14 protein-coding genes are annotated in these 21,617 nt (G+C 45.2%); 9 read left to right on the plus strand and 5 right to left on the minus strand.

The window, feature by feature from the left end; all coding sequences use genetic code 11:
* Complete coding sequence (pfkB, locus tag AB4138_RS08655; protein ID WP_372133095.1) at positions 1-978, plus strand: 1-phosphofructokinase; 978 nt, start codon at positions 1-3, stop codon at positions 976-978.
* Between the two features lie 15 nt (positions 979-993).
* Complete coding sequence (fruA, locus tag AB4138_RS08660) at positions 994-2,754, plus strand: PTS fructose transporter subunit IIBC (RefSeq protein WP_372305651.1); 1,761 nt, start codon at positions 994-996, stop codon at positions 2,752-2,754.
* A gap of 165 nt (positions 2,755-2,919) precedes the next feature.
* Here fruA and AB4138_RS08665 read toward each other — a convergent pair whose 3' ends face one another.
* The 3 genes from AB4138_RS08665 to yghU form a co-directional block, all read right to left on the minus strand.
* The gene (locus tag AB4138_RS08665; RefSeq protein ID WP_017060873.1) at positions 2,920-3,243 is read right to left on the minus strand and encodes a DOPA 4,5-dioxygenase family protein; all 324 of its coding nucleotides are present in this window, start codon (positions 3,241-3,243) and stop codon (positions 2,920-2,922) included.
* 204 nt (positions 3,244-3,447) lie between these two features.
* Positions 3,448-7,935, minus strand: a complete 4,488-nt coding sequence (locus tag AB4138_RS08670) for an SslE/AcfD family lipoprotein zinc metalloprotease (RefSeq protein WP_372305654.1) — start codon at positions 7,933-7,935, stop codon at positions 3,448-3,450.
* A gap of 276 nt (positions 7,936-8,211) precedes the next feature.
* On the minus strand, positions 8,212-9,069 hold the full coding sequence (gene yghU / locus AB4138_RS08675; RefSeq protein WP_017064768.1) for a glutathione-dependent disulfide-bond oxidoreductase: 858 nt from the start codon (positions 9,067-9,069) through the stop codon (positions 8,212-8,214).
* A gap of 284 nt (positions 9,070-9,353) precedes the next feature.
* Between yghU and AB4138_RS08680 the strand changes: the two genes are divergently transcribed.
* Positions 9,354-9,698 carry a YajD family HNH nuclease gene (locus AB4138_RS08680; protein WP_017060876.1) on the plus strand — a complete coding sequence of 115 codons (345 nt, stop codon included), beginning with the start codon at positions 9,354-9,356 and terminating at the stop codon, positions 9,696-9,698.
* Between the two features lie 180 nt (positions 9,699-9,878).
* Here the strand turns inward: AB4138_RS08680 and AB4138_RS08685 are convergent, their stop codons facing one another.
* Positions 9,879-10,259 carry an NADH:ubiquinone oxidoreductase gene (locus AB4138_RS08685; RefSeq protein WP_372305657.1) on the minus strand — a complete coding sequence of 127 codons (381 nt, stop codon included), beginning with the start codon at positions 10,257-10,259 and terminating at the stop codon, positions 9,879-9,881.
* A 594-nt stretch (positions 10,260-10,853) separates the two neighbouring features.
* On the opposite strand from AB4138_RS08685, the gene AB4138_RS08690 reads away from it, so the two are divergent.
* The 3 genes from AB4138_RS08690 to AB4138_RS08700 all read left to right on the plus strand — a co-directional run bounded on the left by AB4138_RS08690 (position 10,854) and on the right by AB4138_RS08700 (position 16,377).
* Positions 10,854-12,092 (plus strand): OFA family MFS transporter, encoded by a 1,239-nt coding sequence (locus AB4138_RS08690; RefSeq protein ID WP_017067032.1) that lies wholly within the window; start codon positions 10,854-10,856, stop codon positions 12,090-12,092.
* 57 nt (positions 12,093-12,149) lie between these two features.
* Positions 12,150-13,814 carry a VRR-NUC domain-containing protein gene (locus AB4138_RS08695; RefSeq protein ID WP_372305660.1) on the plus strand — a complete coding sequence of 555 codons (1,665 nt, stop codon included), beginning with the start codon at positions 12,150-12,152 and terminating at the stop codon, positions 13,812-13,814.
* Between the two features lie 208 nt (positions 13,815-14,022).
* Positions 14,023-16,377, plus strand: coding sequence for a fatty acid cis/trans isomerase (locus tag AB4138_RS08700; RefSeq protein ID WP_065584599.1), 2,355 nt, complete (start codon positions 14,023-14,025; stop codon positions 16,375-16,377).
* 102 nt (positions 16,378-16,479) lie between these two features.
* On the opposite strand, the gene AB4138_RS08705 is transcribed toward AB4138_RS08700, so the two are convergent.
* Complete coding sequence (locus tag AB4138_RS08705) at positions 16,480-17,418, minus strand: LysR family transcriptional regulator (protein ID WP_017069448.1); 939 nt, start codon at positions 17,416-17,418, stop codon at positions 16,480-16,482.
* A 93-nt stretch (positions 17,419-17,511) separates the two neighbouring features.
* On the opposite strand from AB4138_RS08705, the gene AB4138_RS08710 reads away from it, so the two are divergent.
* Genes AB4138_RS08710 through AB4138_RS08720 form a run of 3 tightly spaced genes read left to right on the plus strand, consistent with a single transcriptional unit; the run spans position 17,512 to position 21,552 of the window.
* Positions 17,512-18,837, plus strand: a complete 1,326-nt coding sequence (locus AB4138_RS08710) for a cytosine permease (RefSeq protein ID WP_372305663.1) — start codon at positions 17,512-17,514, stop codon at positions 18,835-18,837.
* A 5-nt stretch (positions 18,838-18,842) separates the two neighbouring features.
* Positions 18,843-19,967 (plus strand): DUF917 domain-containing protein, encoded by a 1,125-nt coding sequence (locus AB4138_RS08715; RefSeq protein ID WP_229647755.1) that lies wholly within the window; start codon positions 18,843-18,845, stop codon positions 19,965-19,967.
* Positions 19,968-19,971: 4 nt separating this feature from the next.
* Complete coding sequence (locus AB4138_RS08720; RefSeq protein ID WP_017064777.1) at positions 19,972-21,552, plus strand: hydantoinase/oxoprolinase N-terminal domain-containing protein; 1,581 nt, start codon at positions 19,972-19,974, stop codon at positions 21,550-21,552.
* Positions 21,553-21,617: the final 65 nt, after the last annotated feature.

A 21,617-nucleotide genomic window follows, 5' to 3' on the forward strand; every position in this document is an offset into this window, starting at 1 on the left:
ATGTCTGATAAACAAATCAAAGCCGTTACTGTAACGCTTAACCCTGCTCTAGACCTGACAGGCGCTATCGACGCACTAAATGTAGGTTCAGTTAGCCTAGTAAGCAAAGGCTCTCTGCATGCAGCGGGCAAAGGCGTAAACGTCGCAAAAGTTCTTTCAGAGCTTGGCGCGAAAGTGACCGTAACAGGTTTCCTTGGTCGCAACAACGAAGAAGCATTCTGCCAACTGTTTGAACAGATGGGCGCAACTGACCGCTTTATCCGTGTCGACGGCGCGACTCGTATCAACGTGAAGTTGGTAGAGAATTCAGGCCAAGTAAGCGACATCAACTTCCCAGGTGTTCCTGTTGATGCTGACGCGATTAAAGCGTTCGAAGAAACCCTATTAGAACTTGCTGAAACGCACGATTATTTCGTCATTGCAGGCAGCTTGCCACAAGGTATCTCTCCTGAGCTTTGCGCTTCTTGGGTTCAACGCTTACACGATTTAGGTAAGAAGGTGCTATTTGATAGCAGCCGTGACGCACTTAAAGCCGGTATCAATGCACAACCATGGTTAATCAAACCAAACGATGAAGAGCTGTCTCAGCTGTTCAATGCAGAGCTGACAACACGTGACCAATGCCAACACGCAGGCCAAGCCCTAAGTGAAAAAGGCATCGATAACATCGTGGTATCACTTGGCGCAGAAGGCGTGATGTGGCTAAACCAAGGTGAATGGTTACATGCTCAACCGCCGCGTATGCAAGTGGTAAGCACAGTAGGCGCAGGTGACACATTAGTCGCAGGCCTTTGTTGGGGTCACATGCAGCAGATGCCAAAACCAGAACTTATTAAATTCGCAACCGCCCTATCTGCTCTAGCAGTTTCACAGGTAGGCGTGGGCATCACCAGCCAACAAGAGCTGGATTCAGTACTACAAAATATCCAATTACAGGCGCTTAGTGCTCCAACTAGCCAGTTAGACACAAGCAAATAGGACAAAAGGTTTATTATGAATATTACCATTATCACAGCTTGCCCAAGTGGCGTAGCAAACAGCATCATCGCCGCGGGCTTGTTAGAGCAAGCGACAAAAGCACTAGGTTGGAACGCTGCTATTGAATGTCAATCAAGCGTGTTACCTGATTCAACTGTATCGCAAGACGCTATCGACAGCAGCGACGTTGTAGTTATCGCAGCTAACAAAAATGTTGATAAAGCACGTTTTGTTGGTAAGAAAGTGTACCAAGCGGCTATCTCTGAATGCACTGCAGATGCAAAAGCGTTTCTAGAGAAAGCGGTAGCAGAAGCAACGGTATTAGACGCTTCTCAAGCTGAAAGCACTGTTGAAGTGACCGGTACCTCTCCAAACTCTTCTACAACAGCAAGCACAGGCAGCAAGAAGATCGTAGCGATTACCGCTTGCCCAACTGGTGTTGCACACACCTTTATGGCAGCTGAAGCGCTTGAAGCAGAAGGCAAACGCCTAGGTCACCAAATCAAAGTGGAAACTCGCGGCTCTGTAGGTGCGAAAAACCAACTGACAGACCAAGAAATCGCAGACGCTGATCTAGTTATCATCGCAGCAGACATCGACGTTCCTCTGGATCGTTTTAACGGCAAAGCGCTGTACAAAACTACAACAAGCCCTGCTTTGAAGAAAACAAAGCAAGAGATGGAAAAAGCATTCGCAGAAGCTAAACCATACCAACACACAGCGTCTTCAAATTCAGCGCCTGCTGACGAGAAGAAAGGCGTGTACAAGCACCTGATGACAGGTGTATCTCACATGCTTCCTGTGGTTGTTGCGGGTGGTTTGATCATCGCACTCTCTTTCGTATTCGGTATCGAAGCGTTTAAAGAAGAAGGCACACTGGCAGCAGCACTGATGACTATCGGTGGTGGTTCTGCATTCGCACTGATGATTCCTGTTCTTGCTGGTTTCATTGCATTCTCGATTGCCGACCGTCCGGGTCTGGCTCCAGGTCTAATTGGCGGTATGCTGGCTAGCTCAACGGGCGCAGGTTTCCTAGGTGGTATCGCGGCAGGTTTCATTGCAGGTTACGCAGCGAAATTCATTGCCGACAAGGTTCAACTTCCACAGTCCATGGAAGCCCTCAAGCCAATCCTGATCATTCCGTTTATCGCGAGTTTGTTCACTGGTCTTGTGATGGTTTACATCGTAGGTGGTCCTGTTTCTGGCGTAATGAGCGCAATGACAGACTTCCTAAACAACATGGGTACGTCTAATGCGATTCTTCTAGGTGTGATTCTAGGCGCAATGATGTGTTTCGACCTTGGTGGTCCGGTAAACAAAGCCGCTTACACATTCGGTGTTGGTCTACTGGCTTCGCAAACTTACGCACCAATGGCTGCAATCATGGCAGCAGGTATGGTTCCAGCTCTAGGTATGGGCCTTGCGACTTTCCTAGTGAAAGACAAGTTTGAAGCAGGCGAGCGTGAAGCAGGTAAAGCATCATTCGTTCTTGGCCTATGTTTCATCTCTGAAGGTGCAATCCCATTCGCAGCGAAAGATCCAATGCGTGTTATCCCAGCTTGTATGGCAGGTGGCGCACTAACTGGCGCTCTATCAATGATGTTTGGTGCTCAGCTAATGGCTCCACACGGCGGTCTATTCGTACTACTGATTCCTGGTGCTATCTCTCCAGTTCTAATGTACCTAGTGGCGATTGCAGCAGGTACAGCGGTAACAGGCTTTGGTTACGCGGCTCTTAAAAAGATGAGTGACTCTAAGGTAACGGCAGAGGCTTAATCCCCCTACTCTGGTTAACGGTTCAGCCCGATAACCAGAGGCTCTTGATAACCGGTTTCTTGGTAAAACGGCTCCTTAAAACAAAGGCTCCTCATTTGAGGAGCCTTTTTATTGTTCATGTATTTTCCGGTCGGAATGAGTTAAGTGCAATATTGGTATATTTGATTAGCTAGTAAGCGTTTCTTCAAAGACACCCAATTCACGACCAAGCCAGATCGCTCGTACTGTGTGATCCAAAGTTTCTTCACCGCCAGTTACAGGGTGAATAAGCACCGACATATCACCGCGTTCTTGCTCAAGCCATTCAACAATGCCCGACTCTTTGTTCGCAAAGTGAATCTCAAACATTGGCATCTTATGTGGACCAACCAAACGCTGTATTAATGGGAAAACCTCTAATACATCTTTACGTTCCGCTAAAATTTTCTGACGCAGTGTTTCTGCTTGCTCTGCAAATCGCAGAGGGAAATAGATATGACCGTGGTACATGGCACCATCCTTTAGAATTATGATGCGAACAGTTTAACCTGCTTTCTCTAGCAAGGACAGTCAACCAATGGCAGCCGAAGTATTAAACATCATGTAGAAGACTGATCTAGCTGAAATTTCTAGAGCATTCCAACAAAAACGCCACACGTAGTTTCAGTGTGGCGTTTGTTTTTAAGCTATAAAATGCTTTAGCAATAATTAGCGTTAGTAAATTGAATCAACATTCAAAGGACTGTTGTTTGGTTTCTCTAGTTTTAATTGTTCAACCGCACTAAGACCTTTAGAGCTAATTCCGCCACTATAAGACTTCGTGCCATCAGCATTAGTCATGGACGTTTCGCCCACGTTCCAAACTTCAAAGAAGTCACTTAAGTCATAGTTTGAAACATAAGAAGCGCACACCATCATTAGGTCTCCACCAGAAAGCCCAGTCTCGCTAGCACTACAATAGTTTGTATTCGAGTCGCCTTCTCTATCACCTCGAGCTTTACGGTGCATAAATTTGAACATGTTCCAGCCTTCATCTTCACCATACACATCAGATTGGCTTGCGCCGCGTGTATACCAATCATCAATTGCAAAGTTCGATTTTGCCCAGATTTTTAGCTGACCAAACATAACTAATCGTAAACCTGCATCACCATGTGACCACGCATGTTCATTATTAAGCTCTAACCATTTAGGTGCTTTCTTAATATCCGATTTAATACGATCCATTTCAGGGTTTGCATTGCGCCCCTCTAACTCCTGCATATACAACGCAAGAAGGTTATTGGTCACTTCTGTACTACCAGCCGCAAGGAAAGGAGCTGATGCTAAGTTGTGACCAACTTCATGCCACAACAACCAATCGTTCACAGGGTTGGTTGGAATGTATGTCCGATTTGCGTTAAAGCTTGAATTCATCACTGGGTAGCCAGAGTGAGCAGCGCCAATCGAAATCTGCACGTCATTCACAAAACGATGGCGGAACGCATTCAGTTCTGGATAAGTGAACCTACGGTGTAAACCAGTGCTTTGTTTCTCATCACGCCCGTAGAAGTCACTTGCCGCTTCAGCGAATCGATTCATATCTGTTGCGAATTGGTTCAAATCAGCGGATTCTAGATTCCTGATTGGTGTAGTGTAAATAAATGAACCCGTATCGATTTCTGCAATTGGTGCGTCTGCCGATTGAATAGTGTTAATCCACTGTCCCTCTTTCCACCAAGCCGCTTTTAACGCGCCATCAATGCTAAACGAGACTTCACCAAGCTCTTTTACTTTCGGTTGAATGTAAATAAGGCCACCATATGGAACCTTGAAAGTTAAGCTCGAACCATTGTAGTCAAAGCTGGTTTGCATACGTGGAGGGCGTTTCAAACTCGTTTCGTGATTCGGCTTACCTGTAAGATCATCCGCGATCATCACAGTAATCGTAGCTGCCACGCCATCTTGAATGGTTACTTCTTGTAATTGAGGTGCCCACAGACCTGTCGATTGATTGTTTCCTGCCGAATACGTCACCGCTTTACCGTTGGTCTGAACCATTACCGTACTTGACGAAGATGCCCCCGAAGTTCGACCCGGATACATTGTGGTATCAACAACGATTTCATGATCCCAGAATGAGCGCCCCAACATAATACGAGTCAGAGGTTTCTCCATGTAATTTAATGGATAGCTAGGATTCAACTGCCCAGATAACTCACCTTCGCCATGAATCATTCCATTAGCGACTAACGACGCTTTTAGGTCAACAGGACACTGTGCATCCATTGTGTCTGTTTGATGTAAGTCTTCTGTATAACAGTTAAGGAACCGAACAGCCTGCTTGAACCCCAACTCATCTTGTATTTCTGTTTCAAAATGGTATGCGTTGTCATTCCACATCCAAACAGACAGGTTATCAAACGCTTGATTCAATTCGCTGTTAGACAGACGCTTACCTTGAGTACCTTTTGTTCTATAGTAAATTTCATGCTCATAAAGCGCCGTAAAGTTAGTGCCCAAGTTCGCCGCTTTAACCATGCTACCAACAACAGCTTCACTTACTTCATAGCGATCAAAGTCTGCGCGATAATAAGCACCGCGAACAGTAACACCGTCTCCAGAACGAGTCTCAATACAGTTAAATTCATATTCATAATCGTTTGTACAAAGATCAGTTCCAACAAATGCAGATTGCAGTTCTTTGATCGCCGCTTCACGCTCTTCTGCAGATTCAACAAAGATACGTGCGGATTTTTTCTCCATTACTGTTACACCAGACGCATCAAGCACTGGCTTCCCTTCAGCGTCTAACTTAGTAACCTCATAAGTCGGGATCTCAAACTTAATCTTGGACTCATCTTTGATCCACTCAACCGTACCATCTTGATTTACCGTGAATGGAGGCTCTCCTTGGTTATCTTGAAAACGCTCAAGAACCACCATTTCCTTTTGACTCTTCACGTGAAGATTAGGATAAGGTGCTTGGCAGTAATAAGAGCTACCGCAGAAAGCTTGGTTTGTCGGGGTAACGTTTTCACCACCAAGAGATACACCTACGGCATCTGCCAAGCGTCCAACAGGTTCAGGATTAGTCGTTTGAATCGCATCCATAAACAAGATATTGCCACCGTCATTAACATAGTTAATAAGAGCCGTAATATCGTCTTGGTTTAAGTTCGGGTTATCCAAGTCAGCAACAAACTGGTTAGTCATGCCATCTTGAACCAACTTAGGTGGGTATGCCTGAAGGATCAAAATCGGCGTATTACTCGCATCCAAATCATCAAAGTCACCTGAACCACGCTTTTCTACTGACGCAAAACCATACTGAGGACTAACAAAAAACGTGTACTGCTTACCCATTGTGGAGTGGTGATAAGCCGAATAGGCTTGGTCAATATTGGTCACTGCATTCATCCCAGCAATAGGCAAACCATTATTGAACCACTCAAACAAGTTCGAGAAAAACAACCTCATGCTGCCTTGGTCATCATGTAGTAGGTTTTCAAACGTCGAAACAGTGCACTGTTGTTTGTTGCTGTCGATATGTAATGTGCGATTAGCCCAATAATTCTCTGGGCATGACAGAATACTTGGATATAAGCCATTGCCCATGAACACGACCTTACCTTTGCCTATCTCGCCTGCAGTAACGAATGGGAAACCATAAGTCGCGTTGTCTTCAGAGACTAAAGGAATCGGAGGCATCGAGATGCTTGGGTGTTGTGCGATGTAAGGCTTACCTTCACGAGTCCAAGCCTGTTGCTCACCAAAGTAAAGCTCACGGTTTTTATCAGTTCTTGGCATCACCACAGGGAATGCTCTGTTCGATATGTTCAGAGCTCGCATACCACGGGTATACCCCGTCGCACCGTAAAAGCTACCATTGTCATTGAAGACATGGAATTTGGTGACGTTGTGGAAGATTTGCTGCAGAGACTCTGTTACATACTGACCAGAATTCATAGATAAAACGGCAGGTTGACGAACATAATCCATAAACTGAGGCGTTTGGCGCAGCTGCTCATCAATGACTGCCGTTAACCCTTGGCTAAACTGACCAACAAACTCATTAGGAAGTTCGAAGTCTGTACCCTCTATCAGCCCCCCATTTGGCAGAGTTAGGTTGATCAACTCATTTATAACGTTAGGGTAATTTGAAAAGGTATCTTGGACTTCTTCAGATATCTCATAATAACTTACATGATCAACCGCATAGCGCTCTAGTAATGACTGGATATTCGCTTTCTCAACCACATTATTGGTCACATCAGACAATTTATAAGCAACCTGATTACCCGTAATGGAGCCAAACTCAAACGTATCAATACCAAAAACGATTCTGTCGCCCCACAGGTACTCAAAGACTCCCTCTTCATCCGTCACGCCCGTCGCGTTAGCCGAAAAGAAACTGATCCCAGAAATCGGCGTACCATTAGCGTCTGTAAGCTTACTGCGAGTTAAAACCTTACCTTCAACACTTGGCTTATAAGCATAGGTAGACTCCGCGTCTGCAGAAACAAAACCAGCGTTAAGGTTATTGTCCGCATTAGGGTCAACCGCAGGAACAACAGTTGTGTCTACGTGTGAACTAGGAGCCTTACCTACTTCATCTGTAGACTCCTCTTCTTTCGATGAAAAGTACGCATCGACAGCATCTTGATCATCAAGCTGCGAGAACACATCCTCAATATCAAAAGCATCCAGCTCATTTAGACAGATAGCACTTTCAGTCTCACAAACATCAATTGATTCGAGTACCTTGGTAACGTTGTCTCCATGTAATTTTGTCAACTCAAATGCCGCATGAAGCGCATCATTTGAAATCGTGCTTTCTGTGACTTCGGGGAAAGGAGCCGTGAAATCACCTAAAGTAAGGTGACCCAAGGTACAACTAAAACTCACGCCTTGTTTTACACTGAACGTTCCGTTTTCAAGATGAATGCCGTCACAGTACACATCTCCAGAAACAAACGCCCCGCTCGACAACAGTGAACCGATGTAAGTTGTTGGGGGAATAATATCTGTTGGTGGAATAATGTCAGTCGGCGGAAGAATATCCGTTGGTGGAACAATATCTGTCGGAGGAAGAATGTCCGTTGGTGGTACAATATCTGTTGGAGGAGCCGTATCAGGGCCACCACTATAGCTTAGTGAGTCGTGATTACACCCTAAAAGAGCCGTGGATATGATAGCCAACGCAATTAAGTTTTTTTTCATTGAGCGAAGTTAGTCGTAATTTAAAGTGGACCGTTATCTTATAGATTTACTCCACCTCGATGACTATTGTTTTTTGTCTTAACCACAAAGACCATTACTCATAAGCGATTGAATAAGAAAAACAAAATGATAATTGAGACTCTCATTCCAATTACAAAACCTCTCCCTACCTTAAAACGGAAAAACGCCATATCTCGATTGAGATATGGCGTTTGAATTAGCCATTAACATTAAGACCGATAGGGTATATCTGCCAAAAACACGTTCAAAAAAGAACTAAGGCTTAAGCTTTAAAACTCGGTCAATGTCTTCTGCAGAGTGGCGCTCTGGTACTTGCTCCCACTCTTCGCCAAATGAACGGTTAACCACTCGGCCGCGTTGGAAGCCTTCGCGCGCTTCTAGTTGCTTCGCCCAGCGCACAACGTTGGTGTATGACTCAACTTGTAGAAACTCGGCCGCATCGTAAATTTTGCCTAGCACAAGGTTGCCATACCAAGGCCAAATCGCGATATCAGCAATGCTTAACTCGTCACCCGCCACAAATGTGTTATTTGCGAGCTGTTTGTCTAACACATCTAGTTGACGCTTAGCTTCCATTGCGAAGCGGTTAATTGGGTACTCTTGCTTTTCATCCGCGTAAGCGTAGAAGTGGCCGAAACCACCGCCTAGGAATGGTGCCGAGCCTTGTGCCCAGAACAACCAGTTAATGGTTTGCGTTCTTGCTGCCCCTTCTTTTGGTAAGAAGTGACCAAATTTTTCTGCTAGATGCATCAAGATAGATGCCGATTCGAATACATTCACGTCTTCGTCACCAGACTTGTCGACAAGTGCTGGTATTTTGGAGTTTGGATTCACGCCAACAAAGCCAGAAGAGAACTGATCAGCCTCGCCGATGTTGATCAAGTACGCATCATATTCAGCTTCTTTAACACCCGCCGCTAACAACTCTTCAAGCAAGATAGTGACTTTTTGACCGTTAGGTGTGCCAAGAGAATACAATTGAAAAGCATGGTCACCAACAGGAAGCTCTTTATCAAAGCGAGCTCCAGATTCAGGACTATTGATGTTTGCCCACTTGTTACCACCAGCAGTATCGTTAACCCAAACTTTTGGCGGAGTGTATTGTTCTGACATGATATTTCCTTATTAATATAGGGTCTCACAAACTGATATTAGGTCACATGCCTGCGGTTAAAACCCCTGAATACAATTTATTTTCAAACTGTTAAGCATGGCTTATTCCAGAAAGACATAACCCGCTTAAGCGTTAGTGTGTAGAAGGTAAGTCTGTATTCAAACTTCAATCTAATATAGATAAGTCCACTGCATCATTTAGCAATGATTTTACGAACGACATACCGACAGCTTCAAGAAAGCTGTGATAAAATCGGGATATTACAATTGATAAGGATTTGGCAATGTCTTCTGATTTCACAGGTTCGAGTGCAGCGTATGCTCGCCAAGAGAAAGGCTACCGCGAAAAAGCACTAAAACTGTACCCTTGGGTTTGTGGTAAATGTGCGCGCGAATTTGTTTACTCAAACCTCCGAGAGCTTACCGTTCACCACGTGGATCACGACCATACAAACAACCCTGAAGATGGCAGCAACTGGGAGCTACTGTGCCTGTACTGTCACGATCATGAGCATTCAAAATACACTGACCATGAGCGTTATGGTGTGGATGCAAAAGCGAGTTTAGATGATCATCAGTCAGCGACACACAACCCGTTCGCCGATCTCGCTAAGATGATGAAGAAATAACACACCTTCAGAGTAGTCTTTGGTAGATGGTAACTGCTAGATAATAGATACATAACAAGTAACCCCAGTATGTCACCATACTGGGGTTTCTTTTATCTGCCGTCATAACCAAATAATAGAGTTCAGGTAGGCAGGATCAAAAAAGCCTTCCGAAGAAGGCTTTTTAAGAATCAAATCGAATTATGCTGCCGCTTGCTTGCGAGACTCTTCTACCTTCTTAGCGCGTTGTTTTAGCGTCAATTTATCGCGGTATGCAAACCAAACGTAAGACACAACCACTAAGAAGAACAGGTATGACAATGAGAAAATGAACGGCGATTGAATGATATCGTTCGAGATACCCCAAGAAACACCGATAACAGTCACTGCAATTTTCGCAAAAAAGCCACACATCAATAGCACTAATGCCAACTGTGGGAAACGCGTACTGCGGAATGCAAGCCAGTAGCAACTACCAACTGCTAGAGCCGCAACATAGAAGCCGAATAGGAAAGAGTGAACATGGTCAGCTGCCGCTACACCACCAGAAATTGACATCAATAAAATTAAAAACAGTTTCATAATACTCGCCTCACCATAAGTTGGAAACGCATCCTTTCAAATTTGGAATCTCAGTTTGCATACTATTTTCCCACTTTTTACGGACAACACAACCCCTCCAATCGAACAAAATGTAAGCAAAAGTACTAACAAAAATCACCCTTAACAATTGCTTAACATTCTGTTTTTAATAAAACTCCGTTACTCCTTGTCTCATATGAACAAAGCGCTGTTACGATTTATTTTGTTACACAAATTTAACCTTGGAAATTAATTAAAATTATTTGTAACTCTGTGATATCCGCACGCAATACGCGTCTATTCAAAAACCATCACCTCAAAATCCCTGAAATAATAAGAAGACAGAGCGAAAAAGAACAAAATAGAGAGGTGTTAAAAACATTTCAAAAACCAATGAAAAACAACTTATTAACAAATTGAATTTAATTTACCAAAAATGGAAAAAGAGATTCCAATCACTTTTTAATTGGTTATAATCCGCGCTCTTTTGCGCTATCTGTTGATAAACGCAAACTAATTTTGAAGAAACAATCACAATAACCCGTCTTTAGTTAAGTGGCTCTCCACTAACCGATGACAAAACTGAGAATAAAAATGAGCAAGATTGATAAAGCAACACGTATCCTGCTAGCAGGCTTCTGTATCAACCTTTGTCTTGGCATCCTGTATGCTTGGAGTGTATTTAACAAAGCGCTAGTAACTGAAGCTGGTTGGAGTGCTGCTGAAGCATCTTCACCTTACGCTATTGCAACTATCACATTCTCTGTTTGTCTTCTTGTTGCGGGCATCCTACAAGACCGTATGGGGCCACGTAAGATCCTTATCTTAGGTACAGCGCTTACAGGCCTAGGTATGATTGCTTCTGGTTTCGCTACAACGCCTATGATGCTGAACATCACGTTCGGTATTATAACAGGTGCAGGTATCGGCTTCGGTTACGCATGTCTGTCTCCATCAGCAATGAAGTGGTTCCACTCTTCTAAGAAAGGTATGGTTAACGGTCTTATCGCAGCAGGCTTCGGTCTTGCGGCTATTTACCTAGCACCAGTAACTTCTGCGCTAATCGACAGCATGGGTATCCAAACTAGCTTTATGATTCTTGGTGTTGGTGTACTTGCAATCGCAGTACCTCTAGCAGCAACAATCAACAACCCACCAGCGGATTACACGCCAGCTGAGCCTAAAGTAAAAGCAGGCCAAGCTCCTAAAGCGGTTAAGAAGACTGAAGACCTAACTTGGAAAGTAATGCTGAAGACTCCTCAGTTCTACTCTCTATGGATCATGTACGCATTCGCTGCATCTGTTGGTCTAATGATCATCGGTAACATCACTACAATTGCTAGCGTTCAAGCTAACCTGCCAAACGCAGTTTACCTAGCGTCTATCCTTGCAGTATTCAACTCAGGCGGCCGTGTTGCTGCGGGTATGCTTGCAGATAAAATCGGTGGCGTACGTACTCTACTTCTAGCGTTCATCCTTCAAGGCGCGAACATGGCTCTATTCGCTACGTTCAACTCTGAATTCACGCTAATCATTGGTACGGCTATCGCAGCGGTTGGTTACGGTACGCTTCTAGCAGTATTCCCAACACTAACTGCTGAGTTCTACGGCCTGAAAAACTACGGTACTAACTACGGCGTGCTTTACACGGCATGGGGTATCGGCGGCGCTATCGGTGCAGCAGTTGTTGGCTTCTCAATGTCAAACGGCGAAGGTTACGGCCTAGCTTACACAATCTCTGCAGTTATGATGGCAGTGTGTATTGTTCTAGCAATCATCACTAAACCAATCTCTGAAGCTAAAGTTGCTGAACTAAAAGCATCACAAGCTTAATCAACAGAAAAGATTGAATTTGTTACTGAAGAGCTTAACCTTAGGGTTAGGCTCTTTTTGTATCAAGCGACTTCTCCATTGACGACCGAAACCACTCTTCAGCTCTCCCCCACTTATTATCTCGACAACTTCAATCGACTGGTTGAACACGCTCAAACGCTCTACCCCGATCTTCTGAGTGATGATGAATGTCGTTGGTTGTCCGCATACAAACGTCTTTCTGTTTCAAGCCAATGCCTAATGGTTCGTTTGCTTTCTCGTAAAGGCCGTTGGTTTCGCAGCGATAAACTCAACTATGTTGAGATCCCAGATCTAAAGACCGTACTGCAAGAGCTAAACAGCTCAGGCTTCATTGGGTTGAGTCATCCCGAAGAACAGCATGACCTCGCCATTAGTGAGGTCGAGCTCGGGTTTCACTTGCTCACCAAACCAGAGCTGTTGAGTGTATTCCCCGCCCTTAAGAGCCATAGAAATGCCAAGAAAGACGAGCTGTTGTTACGGCTTGATCAGCAACCTTTTGACCAATTTCAAAACCTCTCTTTCGACTGTATTTACGTCATCGAATCTCAAGTGATTGATGTATTACTGTTGCTGTTCTTTGCCAACACCTATCAAGACTTAAGTCAGTTCGTGTTAAGCGACCTTGGGCTAAACACCTTTGAGAACTACCCATTAAGCAAGCAACGCCGCTTCTTCACCTCTAGGGATCAGCTCAATCAATTAATCCAGATGCGCGATATTCAACGCTTGTATTCAGAAGGTGACCGCAAAGATGGCGAGTTTCTGGAACTGCTTTTAAATGCGATTCCTGAAGAATCAGAACACAGAAGTATTGCCAGAAAACGATCGCGTTTGATCAATGATGTTGCTCGCGATCTTGAAAGGCTTAATCTAAACGACCAAGCAATCTTTTGGTTCAGACAATCTACACTTCCTCCGAGCAGAGAACGACTTGCACGCATCTATGATAAGCAAGGTACGCTAGACTTAATGTGTGACATTGTCACGAAAATGAAAGCTACTCCATCGGATGTGTCAGAGTTGGAAATCGCTATTAAGCTTGAAGACCGGCTGCTACGGAAACAGGGGCACAAAGTTTCACGAACCATAAAGCCGAGCTGCAAAGAGTTAAAACTGGAATTAGACCTCAGCCAAACTCGAGTCGAGCTTGCGGTAAAGCAGCATTTTGAGAACCAAGGTTGGGACGTCTACTTTTCAGAAAACAGTTTTCTGTGTGGCTTGTTTGGTTTGGCTTTCTGGGATGTCATTTTCGCAGACGTTGAAGGCGCCTTTATCAATCGTTACCAACATCGACCATTGGATCTGTACCATTCAGATTTCGTAGACAAGCGAGCCGAACAGATTGAAGCCGTGTTTCAGACGATATCCAAACATGGGCTGAACCATTTTCTTGATACTTACGATGAAAAGCAAGGTATCGCGAACCCCTTTGTTCATTGGAATTATTTTCCTAAGGCACTCATCGAACATGGCATGGCTTCAATTCCAAATGCCTTGGTTGTAGACCTCTTCAAAGTGATATTGAGTGACTTAAAGCTATTTAGAACTGGGATGCCGGATTTGATTGCGTTCAAGGGCGATGAGTTTCATTGGATTGAAGTCAAAGGCCCTGGCGATAAACTGCAAGACAACCAGTGGCGCTGGATCAAAGAGTTTGAGCGATTGTCTGTCCCCTTCTCTGTTTGTTACGTCAATCAATGAGTCTTAGCTCTTAACTCTTAACTGCTAGCTTTTAGCTCTTGGGACTTAAATCTAGCTAAGTCTAAACACCAATTTCTGAGCACTAGCGAGTGACGCGCATCGACAAGTCACTCGTCCCATCAAGATCTTGTCTACAAAATTGTTAGAACATGAGCATTTTCAATCATTTTCGATATAATTATAGAAAATGCCTAATATTTAAATACGTATGAATTTGAAAAAACTCTTCATTTTAGCTTTTGTTAGCGTCTTCTCAGGTTGTGCCGTCTACGCGGGTTTAAACTTCGACGAACTGTTTGGTGAACAACAAGTACGCGATCGCCAAGCACCTATTCTTTCAGCTCAAGCGCAGCACTTCATTGACGAAGTAAAGCCCATCATTGATAACCGATGCGTGGTTTGTCACGCTTGTTATGACGCCCCTTGCCAACTCAAAATGTCTTCAGTGGAAGGTATAGACCGAGGCGCGAGCAAGGCACTCGTTTATCAAGGCACCCGCTTAACTGCATCAGCCCCTACTCGCTTGTTTGAAGATGCGTTAACCACGCAAGAGTGGCGCGATGCGGATTTTCATCCAGTCCTCAATGAGCGTATGCAGAACTCAACGGCTAACCTCGATGCTGGTCTTGTTTCTCGTATGTTGATCCAGAAAGAGAATCACCCTCTGCCCGATCAAACCCAGCTTGAAGGTTTCGACTTTTCAATCGATCGCGACCAACAGTGCCCAACCATTGAAGAATACGCTCAATACGAGAGAGATTACCCAACTTGGGGAATGCCTTATGGGATGCCAAACTTAGACAAAACCGAATACGCGACTTTAATGAGTTGGTTGGAAAATGGCGCGTTAATGAACGACCACATTCCATTGACTGATGCAGAACAAGAGCTCGTTAATGTCTACGAAAGCTTTTTAAACAAGAGTGACAATAAGAGTCAACTTTCAGCACGTTACATCTACGAGCACCTGTTTTTATCTCATGTCTATTTTTCTGATTTAGCTCAGCCAACACGCTTCTTCACTGTTGTTCGCTCTGCAACACCACCAGGTGAAGCGGTACAGCGCATCACGACTCGTCGCCCTTATGACGATCCAAAAGTAGACCGTGTTTACTACCGTCTGATTCCAGAACAAGGCACTATCGTCGACAAAACGCACATGCCTTTCGCACTTAATAAAGAGCGTCTACAAAAGTGGAATACCTGGTTTGTCGACGTAAATTACGAAGTAAAACAACTACCTAGTTACGACATCGATGTTTCAGCTAACCCAATGACTTCGTTTGAAGCACTGCCAGTAAACTCGCGCTTCAACTTCATGTTAGATAACGCGCAAAACACCATCATGGCCTATATCAAAGGACCTGTGTGTCGTGGTCAACTTGCCTTGAACGTAATTAACGACCGTTTTTGGGTTTTCTTCATCGACCCAGAGAAAGCCGATGTTCCGGAAATCAACGCCTTCTACGCAAGTCAAAAGAAAAATTTAAAGCTACCTAGCGAACTAAAAAGTAACACCGTACCTGTGACCAACTGGGTAAGATACGCAAAGCAACAAGCGCAATACCTAAACGCGAAATCAGACTTCACTAACCAATGGTTCGAGAGTGGCGTCCACCTAGACACTGGCATCATTTGGGATGGCGATGGCATCAATCCGAATGCTGCTCTCACCGTCTTTAGGCACTTCGATAGCGCCTCTGTTGTACAAGGGTTAGTTGGCACGCAACCTAAGACTGCGTGGATTCTTGATTATGCTCTTCTAGAGCGTATTCATTATCTTCTCGTTGCAGGCTTCGATGTTTACGGCAACTTTGGCCACCAGCTGATTACACGCATGTTCATGGACTTCTTGCGTCTTGAAGGTGAGAGTAACTTCTTAAGCCTTCTTCCTAAAGACGTTCGTCACATTGAACACTCTAGTTGGTACCAAAACCAAAGCGCACAACTGAGTGACTATTTGCAGCGAAACATTGCACCTTTTGATCAGCCGACCAGCGTGGTTTACAAAACGGCGGATCCGAAACACGAACTGCTTGATATGATCAAAGATAAGCTCGCACCTGTTCTCGATAATCGCTTTGAGATTGTTGAAACAGGTTTTGGTAGGAAGAATGAAGCACTGCTTAACCAAGTGAATTTGATAAAGGGCGAAGGCCTGCGTCATGTGCCTCAATTAGTGATGATCATGATTGAAGGCGAAAACGGCGAAGAGCAACTGTTCACCATGATTCACAATAACGCGCACAGCAACATTTCTAGCTTGTTTAATGAAGAAGGTAACCGTGATTACGCCAATGATGACCTTACCCTCGTACGAGGCGTTGTCGGTAGCTACCCTGCGGCTTACCTATCATTAACCGAGAGCGAGATTCCTACTCTGGTTAAAACGCTGCAAAACTTAAGCACAGAAGAAGACTACGTGGCGCTGCTAGATAAGTTTGCGGTACGACGCAGCTCTCCGGAGTTTTGGCCGTTCAGTGACCGTGTCCATCGCTGGTATCAACAAGCGCAACCTATCGAGTTCGGCCTGTTGGATTACAACCGCTTTGAGAACCGCTAGTTTTCACGCATAACTTTTAAAAACAAAAATCCTCTGTCTTGGCAGAGGTTTTTTGTTTATGGGGAAAAGTATCGTAAATGCTATTGAGAAGCGAAAAGTGCTCTATATTGAATCCGATGCTTCCGGTTGGTGTAGCTCATCAAAAAACGCACGCGCGGCGGGGGAAAGGGAATCTACAGGTTGCTTCAACACCACATAAAACTGACTCTTAAGGCTCCACTTCTCGGGCTGAAGCGGAATCAAGGCTTGGTCATAATGGCCACGGTCGATTAAATGAGACGGTAAAAAACTCAGGTGTGTGCCCGCCAAGGTTAAAATCACACCCGACTCGACATGCCAGCCATCAAAAGGCTTTACGGAATCGTACTGCTCAATATTCAGTAATCGGAACATCTCATCTTTGGCATAGCCGCCCATGTTGATACGACAGCCATCCAATGAGAAATCCTTGTCCATGATCTTCTCAGCCAGATCCTTACGCGCATACAGATAACTGTGCTCTTCAAACAGTGGGTATTTATGTTGAAACGCTGATTTTTGATGTGACCCTAGAACCACTATCATCATATCAATCTGGCTCTTTGCTAACTTCTCATTCAACTGGGTGAAATCCCCGACATCAACACTCACCTCTACACTGTTACTGCGTTGGTAAAACGTCTCGATCGCTTTGGGAAGTGGGTTATAAGGCAAAGTGACGGTGTTATCCAAACATCCAATTCGCACATGCCCAGAGAGTTCCGTCTGTACACCTCGTAACTTATAAGCGAAGTCGGTTAAGGTCGATTTTAGTTGGTTCGCATATTTATACACTTGCTCACCTTCATGAGTCAGCTTAAAACCACGTCGACCACGTTGGCATAATGTTAATTCTAAGCTTTTTTCCAAGGCAATAAGCTGATTACTCAGCACTGGTTGACTAATCCCAGTGCTTGCGACCGCCTGATTGATGCCTCCTTGTTCAACAATTTCACAAAAAAGCTCTAATCTACGTAGGTCTCTTTTATCTAACTTATTGTTTGGATTCACTTTGCCACTCACATTTGTTTTTTGTTATGTTTACATCTGATTATATTCATTTATTAACAATAAATACATCAGTATGCTTTATTCACACTTATGGAATAACAATGCATGGATGGCACTATGGCGGCAGAAGCTTACGTGAATAAACCCGAAGCAACACACAGCCACAAAAAGATAGATGACTTCGAGTTGGAACCCGTTCCCGAGAAGGCCAAACGATCTTGGTGGGTCATCAGCCTTATTTGGTTGGCAATCGGCATCGACATTTCGGGACTGTTTCTCGGCTCGATTCTAAGCAGCGGTATTGGTTTTGAAGACGCACTGCTTGCCACGTTTATTGGTTCAGGCTTATTGGCGATCATCGCGATGCTGTGTGCCAACATTGGCTTTCAAGCTGGCGTGTCTACCCCGCTGGTGAGCAGCGCGGTATTTGGCCGTAACGGCGGTAAAATTCTTGGCTTCATCAACGGCATCTCATTAGTCGGCTGGTTCGCATTCCAGGCTGATTTCTTCGCTTTCATCATGGTCGATGCACTGGCGAAATACGACATCATAATTTCACACCTCACCGCTCTTATTGGCGGCAGTGTGTTAATGATGATGACGGCTATCTATGGCGTTCGTGCTTTAGGCAAACTCAGTACCTATTCTGTTCCATTGATGGTGACGTTGATTACCATCGGTTTGTTTATGGCTGCTGATTATCAAGGTGGCGCAGCGCCATCGATTGAAGATCCTTTGACGCTTGGCCAAGCCATCTCTTTTGTTATGTCTATCTGGATTCTAGCTGCGGTTGCTGCACCTGATATTGCTCGCTACGCCAAAACACGCCGTGATGCGATTTTAGGAGCGGGTATCGGTTTCCTCGTCGGCAACAGTGCCATCATTCTTATCGCATTGATCTTGACCAAAATGACCGGCACCGACGACCTAGTCGAAGTCTTCTTCACCCTAGGTTTAGGCATGGCGGCCATTATAGTACTGGTATTTGCACAATGGACCACCAACAGTAGCAACCTAACCTCTGGCGGCTTATGCATGTCGATGGTTCTACCTAAGATTCCGCGCCCTGTTCTGGTTGTGATCATGACCTTCGTCGGCATTGGTATCGCTCAACTCGGCATGGTGAACAAGTTTACCGACTTCTTAATGCTACTCAGCGTAACCATTGCGCCTGCTGCGGGTGTCTACATCGTTCAATATTATGTTTTAGATTCGACAAAAATGAGCTTTGAGAACATCCAACAAGTTCCAGCTTGGATGTTTAAAGGCTTGGCTTCTTGGGCATTTGGTACTGCATTCAGCGCTTGTACTGCACCAGAGTTTTTCAACCTGTTTTCGTTCACCAGCATCTCGGCGTTAGACGGCATTCTTGCCGCTGGTGTGATTTACCTCGCCCTAATGAAGCTTTCTCCTTCAAGTGATAAGGAATAGTAGTTGTGATTATTACTGAACAAATGATTGATGATATCGCGCTGGGTGCGACGGTATTAGGTACTGGCGGCGGCGGTGACCCATACAGCGGTGCCTTGATGGCGAAAGTAGCCATTGCAACGGCAAAGCACCCTGTACGCATGATTCCTTTAGAAGACGTGCAAGACGATTGGATGACAGTGCCCTCTTCAATGATTGGCGCACCAACAGTCGCAGTAGAGAAACTCAATTCGAAAGATCAAATGTTGATTGCTTTCGAAGCGATGGAAAAAGCGCTCGGCACTGAAGTAGCGGCAACGTTTCCTATCGAAGTAGGCGGCTTCAATTCATTGATTCCAATTCTCGTTGCAGCACAAAAGAACATTCCTGTGATCGATTGTGATGCGATGGGACGTGCGTTCCCAGAAGCTCAGATGGTGACCTTCTTTCTTGATGGTCTCCCTTCGGCACCGAACACATTGGCCGATGAGCGTGGCAATATCGTCACGCTTTATCCGATTGACGGTATTTGGTCTGAAAAGTTTGCGAGGCCAATTACCGAGCAGATGGGCGGCTCTGCAGCAATGTGCGATTACCCAATGAACGGTAAGAACCTAAAACGCAGCGCACTGCCTGCAACACTGACCCAAGCAATGAAGATTGGTGAAGCGATTAGACTGGCGAACGACAACAATAAAAGTGGCACACAGGCCGTATTAGACATTGTCGGCGGCCATACCATCATCAGTGGCAAGATTGTTGATATTCAACGTGAAACCGATGGTGGTTTTGCAACAGGTGGTGTCGTGATTGAAAAGCTGGCTCAGTTTGAAGATACCGGCGTCGATAACGTGTTTGTGCAGTTCCAAAACGAATTACTTCTCGCGCACAAAGGTACAAGCCGCGCAGACATGAGCCAAGATAACCTGCTGGCATCAACACCGGATCTTATTTCGATCTTGGATCATGAAACGGGTAAGCCAATCACAACCGAACAACTTCGTTACGGGCAGCGCATCGACCTTATCGCTTACCCTTGCGACCCCAAATGGCGCACTGACAAAGGTATTGAAGTCGCGGGCCCGGGTTACTTTGGCTACACCGTCGAGTATCAAACCATTGAACAACTAAAGTCTGCATTGAAGAGGTAGTCGCATGACAAACATTACGCTTGATTACTGCCGTTTGGGCATTGACGTAGGTGGCACCAATACCGACGGTGTGCTGCTCGACGCAGACTTAAATGTGATTGCCAAAGTAAAAACCGCAACCACACATGATGTTTCAACAGGGATCGACAACGCGATTTCTGCGCTATTAAACCAAGCAAACATTGATGGTCAGCAAGTGAAACACGCGATGCTTGGCACGACTCAATGCACCAACGCAATCGTTGAACGAAAAGGCTTAGACAGAGTCGGCATGATTCGCTTAGCGCTTCCCAGTGGTGATAGCGTCCCGCCCCTTTGTGGTTGGAGTGAAGCGTGGCAAAACCTGCTTGGTCAGCACTTCTACCAAGCACACGGCGGCTATGAATATGACGGCCAGTTGATTGCCGACATTCAAGAGTCTGAGATCCGCGAGCTTTGCCAGAAAATGAAAGGCCAAGTGGATTCCATTGCTATCTGCGGAGTGTTCTCTCCCGTCAACGGCGACCAGGAGCTTCAAGCAGCAGAATGGATTCAACAAGAACTTCCGGGCGTGAACCTATCGTTATCCCATAAAGTGGGCAGTTTAGGGCTTTTAGAGCGTGAGAACGCCACTATCCTCAATGCGGCTCTGCAAGGGACAGCAAAACGATTCGTTGACGGCTTTTGCAGTGCACTCATCAATCATGAAATCCACACCACGCCTTATTTCGGTCAGAACGACGGAACACTGATGTCACAGCAGTTCGCATTGATGTACCCGATTCTTACCGTGGCTTGTGGGCCAACAAACTCGATTCGTGGAGCGAGTCACTTAACTAAGTTAAAAGACGCGATTGTGGTCGATGTGGGCGGCACTACGTCTGATATCGGCGTGCTTACTCATGGATATCCAAGAGAATCGAGCCTAGCGGTAGAAATCGGTGAAGTGAGAACCAACTTCCGTATGCCTGATATTTTGGCGTTAGCCATTGGTGGTGGTACCAAGGTTCGCTTTGAACAGCAGCGTATAGAGCTAGGCCCAGAAAGTGTTGGCCATACCTTGACGCAAACGGCGCGTAGCTTTGGTGGTGATGAACTTACGCTCACCGATATTGCACTCAAAACAGGACAAATGCAGTGGCAGGCAGAACATCAACTGAGTGATGAGATTGGTGTTTCAGCCGAACAAGCAAGCAAGATTTATCAACAAATGGTCACGGATGTTGAAGAAGGCATCGATAAGATGAAGACCTCTGCGGCGAGTGTACCCGTAATCATGGTTGGTGGTGGTAGTGCCCTATTCCCAGATCATTTTGAAGGTGTGAGCCAAGTGGTTCGTCCTGAGCACTTTGAAGTGGCTAATGCGATTGGTGTCGCGCTGGGTGAAATATCAGGTCAATTCGATAAGATCGTACCGATAGATCCCGCTTCTCGTGAAGAGACCTTAAAGGGCTTGGAAGCGCAATCAAAGCAACTGGCGATTGAAGCTGGCGCATGCAGCGATAATGTCGCGATCATTGAACGCAGCGAGATTCCATTAAGCTACCTACAAGGCAATATGGTTCACGTTAAGATCAAAGCTGCTGGACATATCAAGATGGCTTAGAGCCGTTCCTTGAAAGCCTTACTTGGATTCTTATTCGACAATAAAAAAGCAGGTCACTTCTTCAT

The sequence above is a fragment of the Vibrio sp. 10N.286.52.C3 genome (assembly GCF_041468865.1).
GTDB classification, from domain to species: domain Bacteria; phylum Pseudomonadota; class Gammaproteobacteria; order Enterobacterales; family Vibrionaceae; genus Vibrio; species Vibrio crassostreae_C.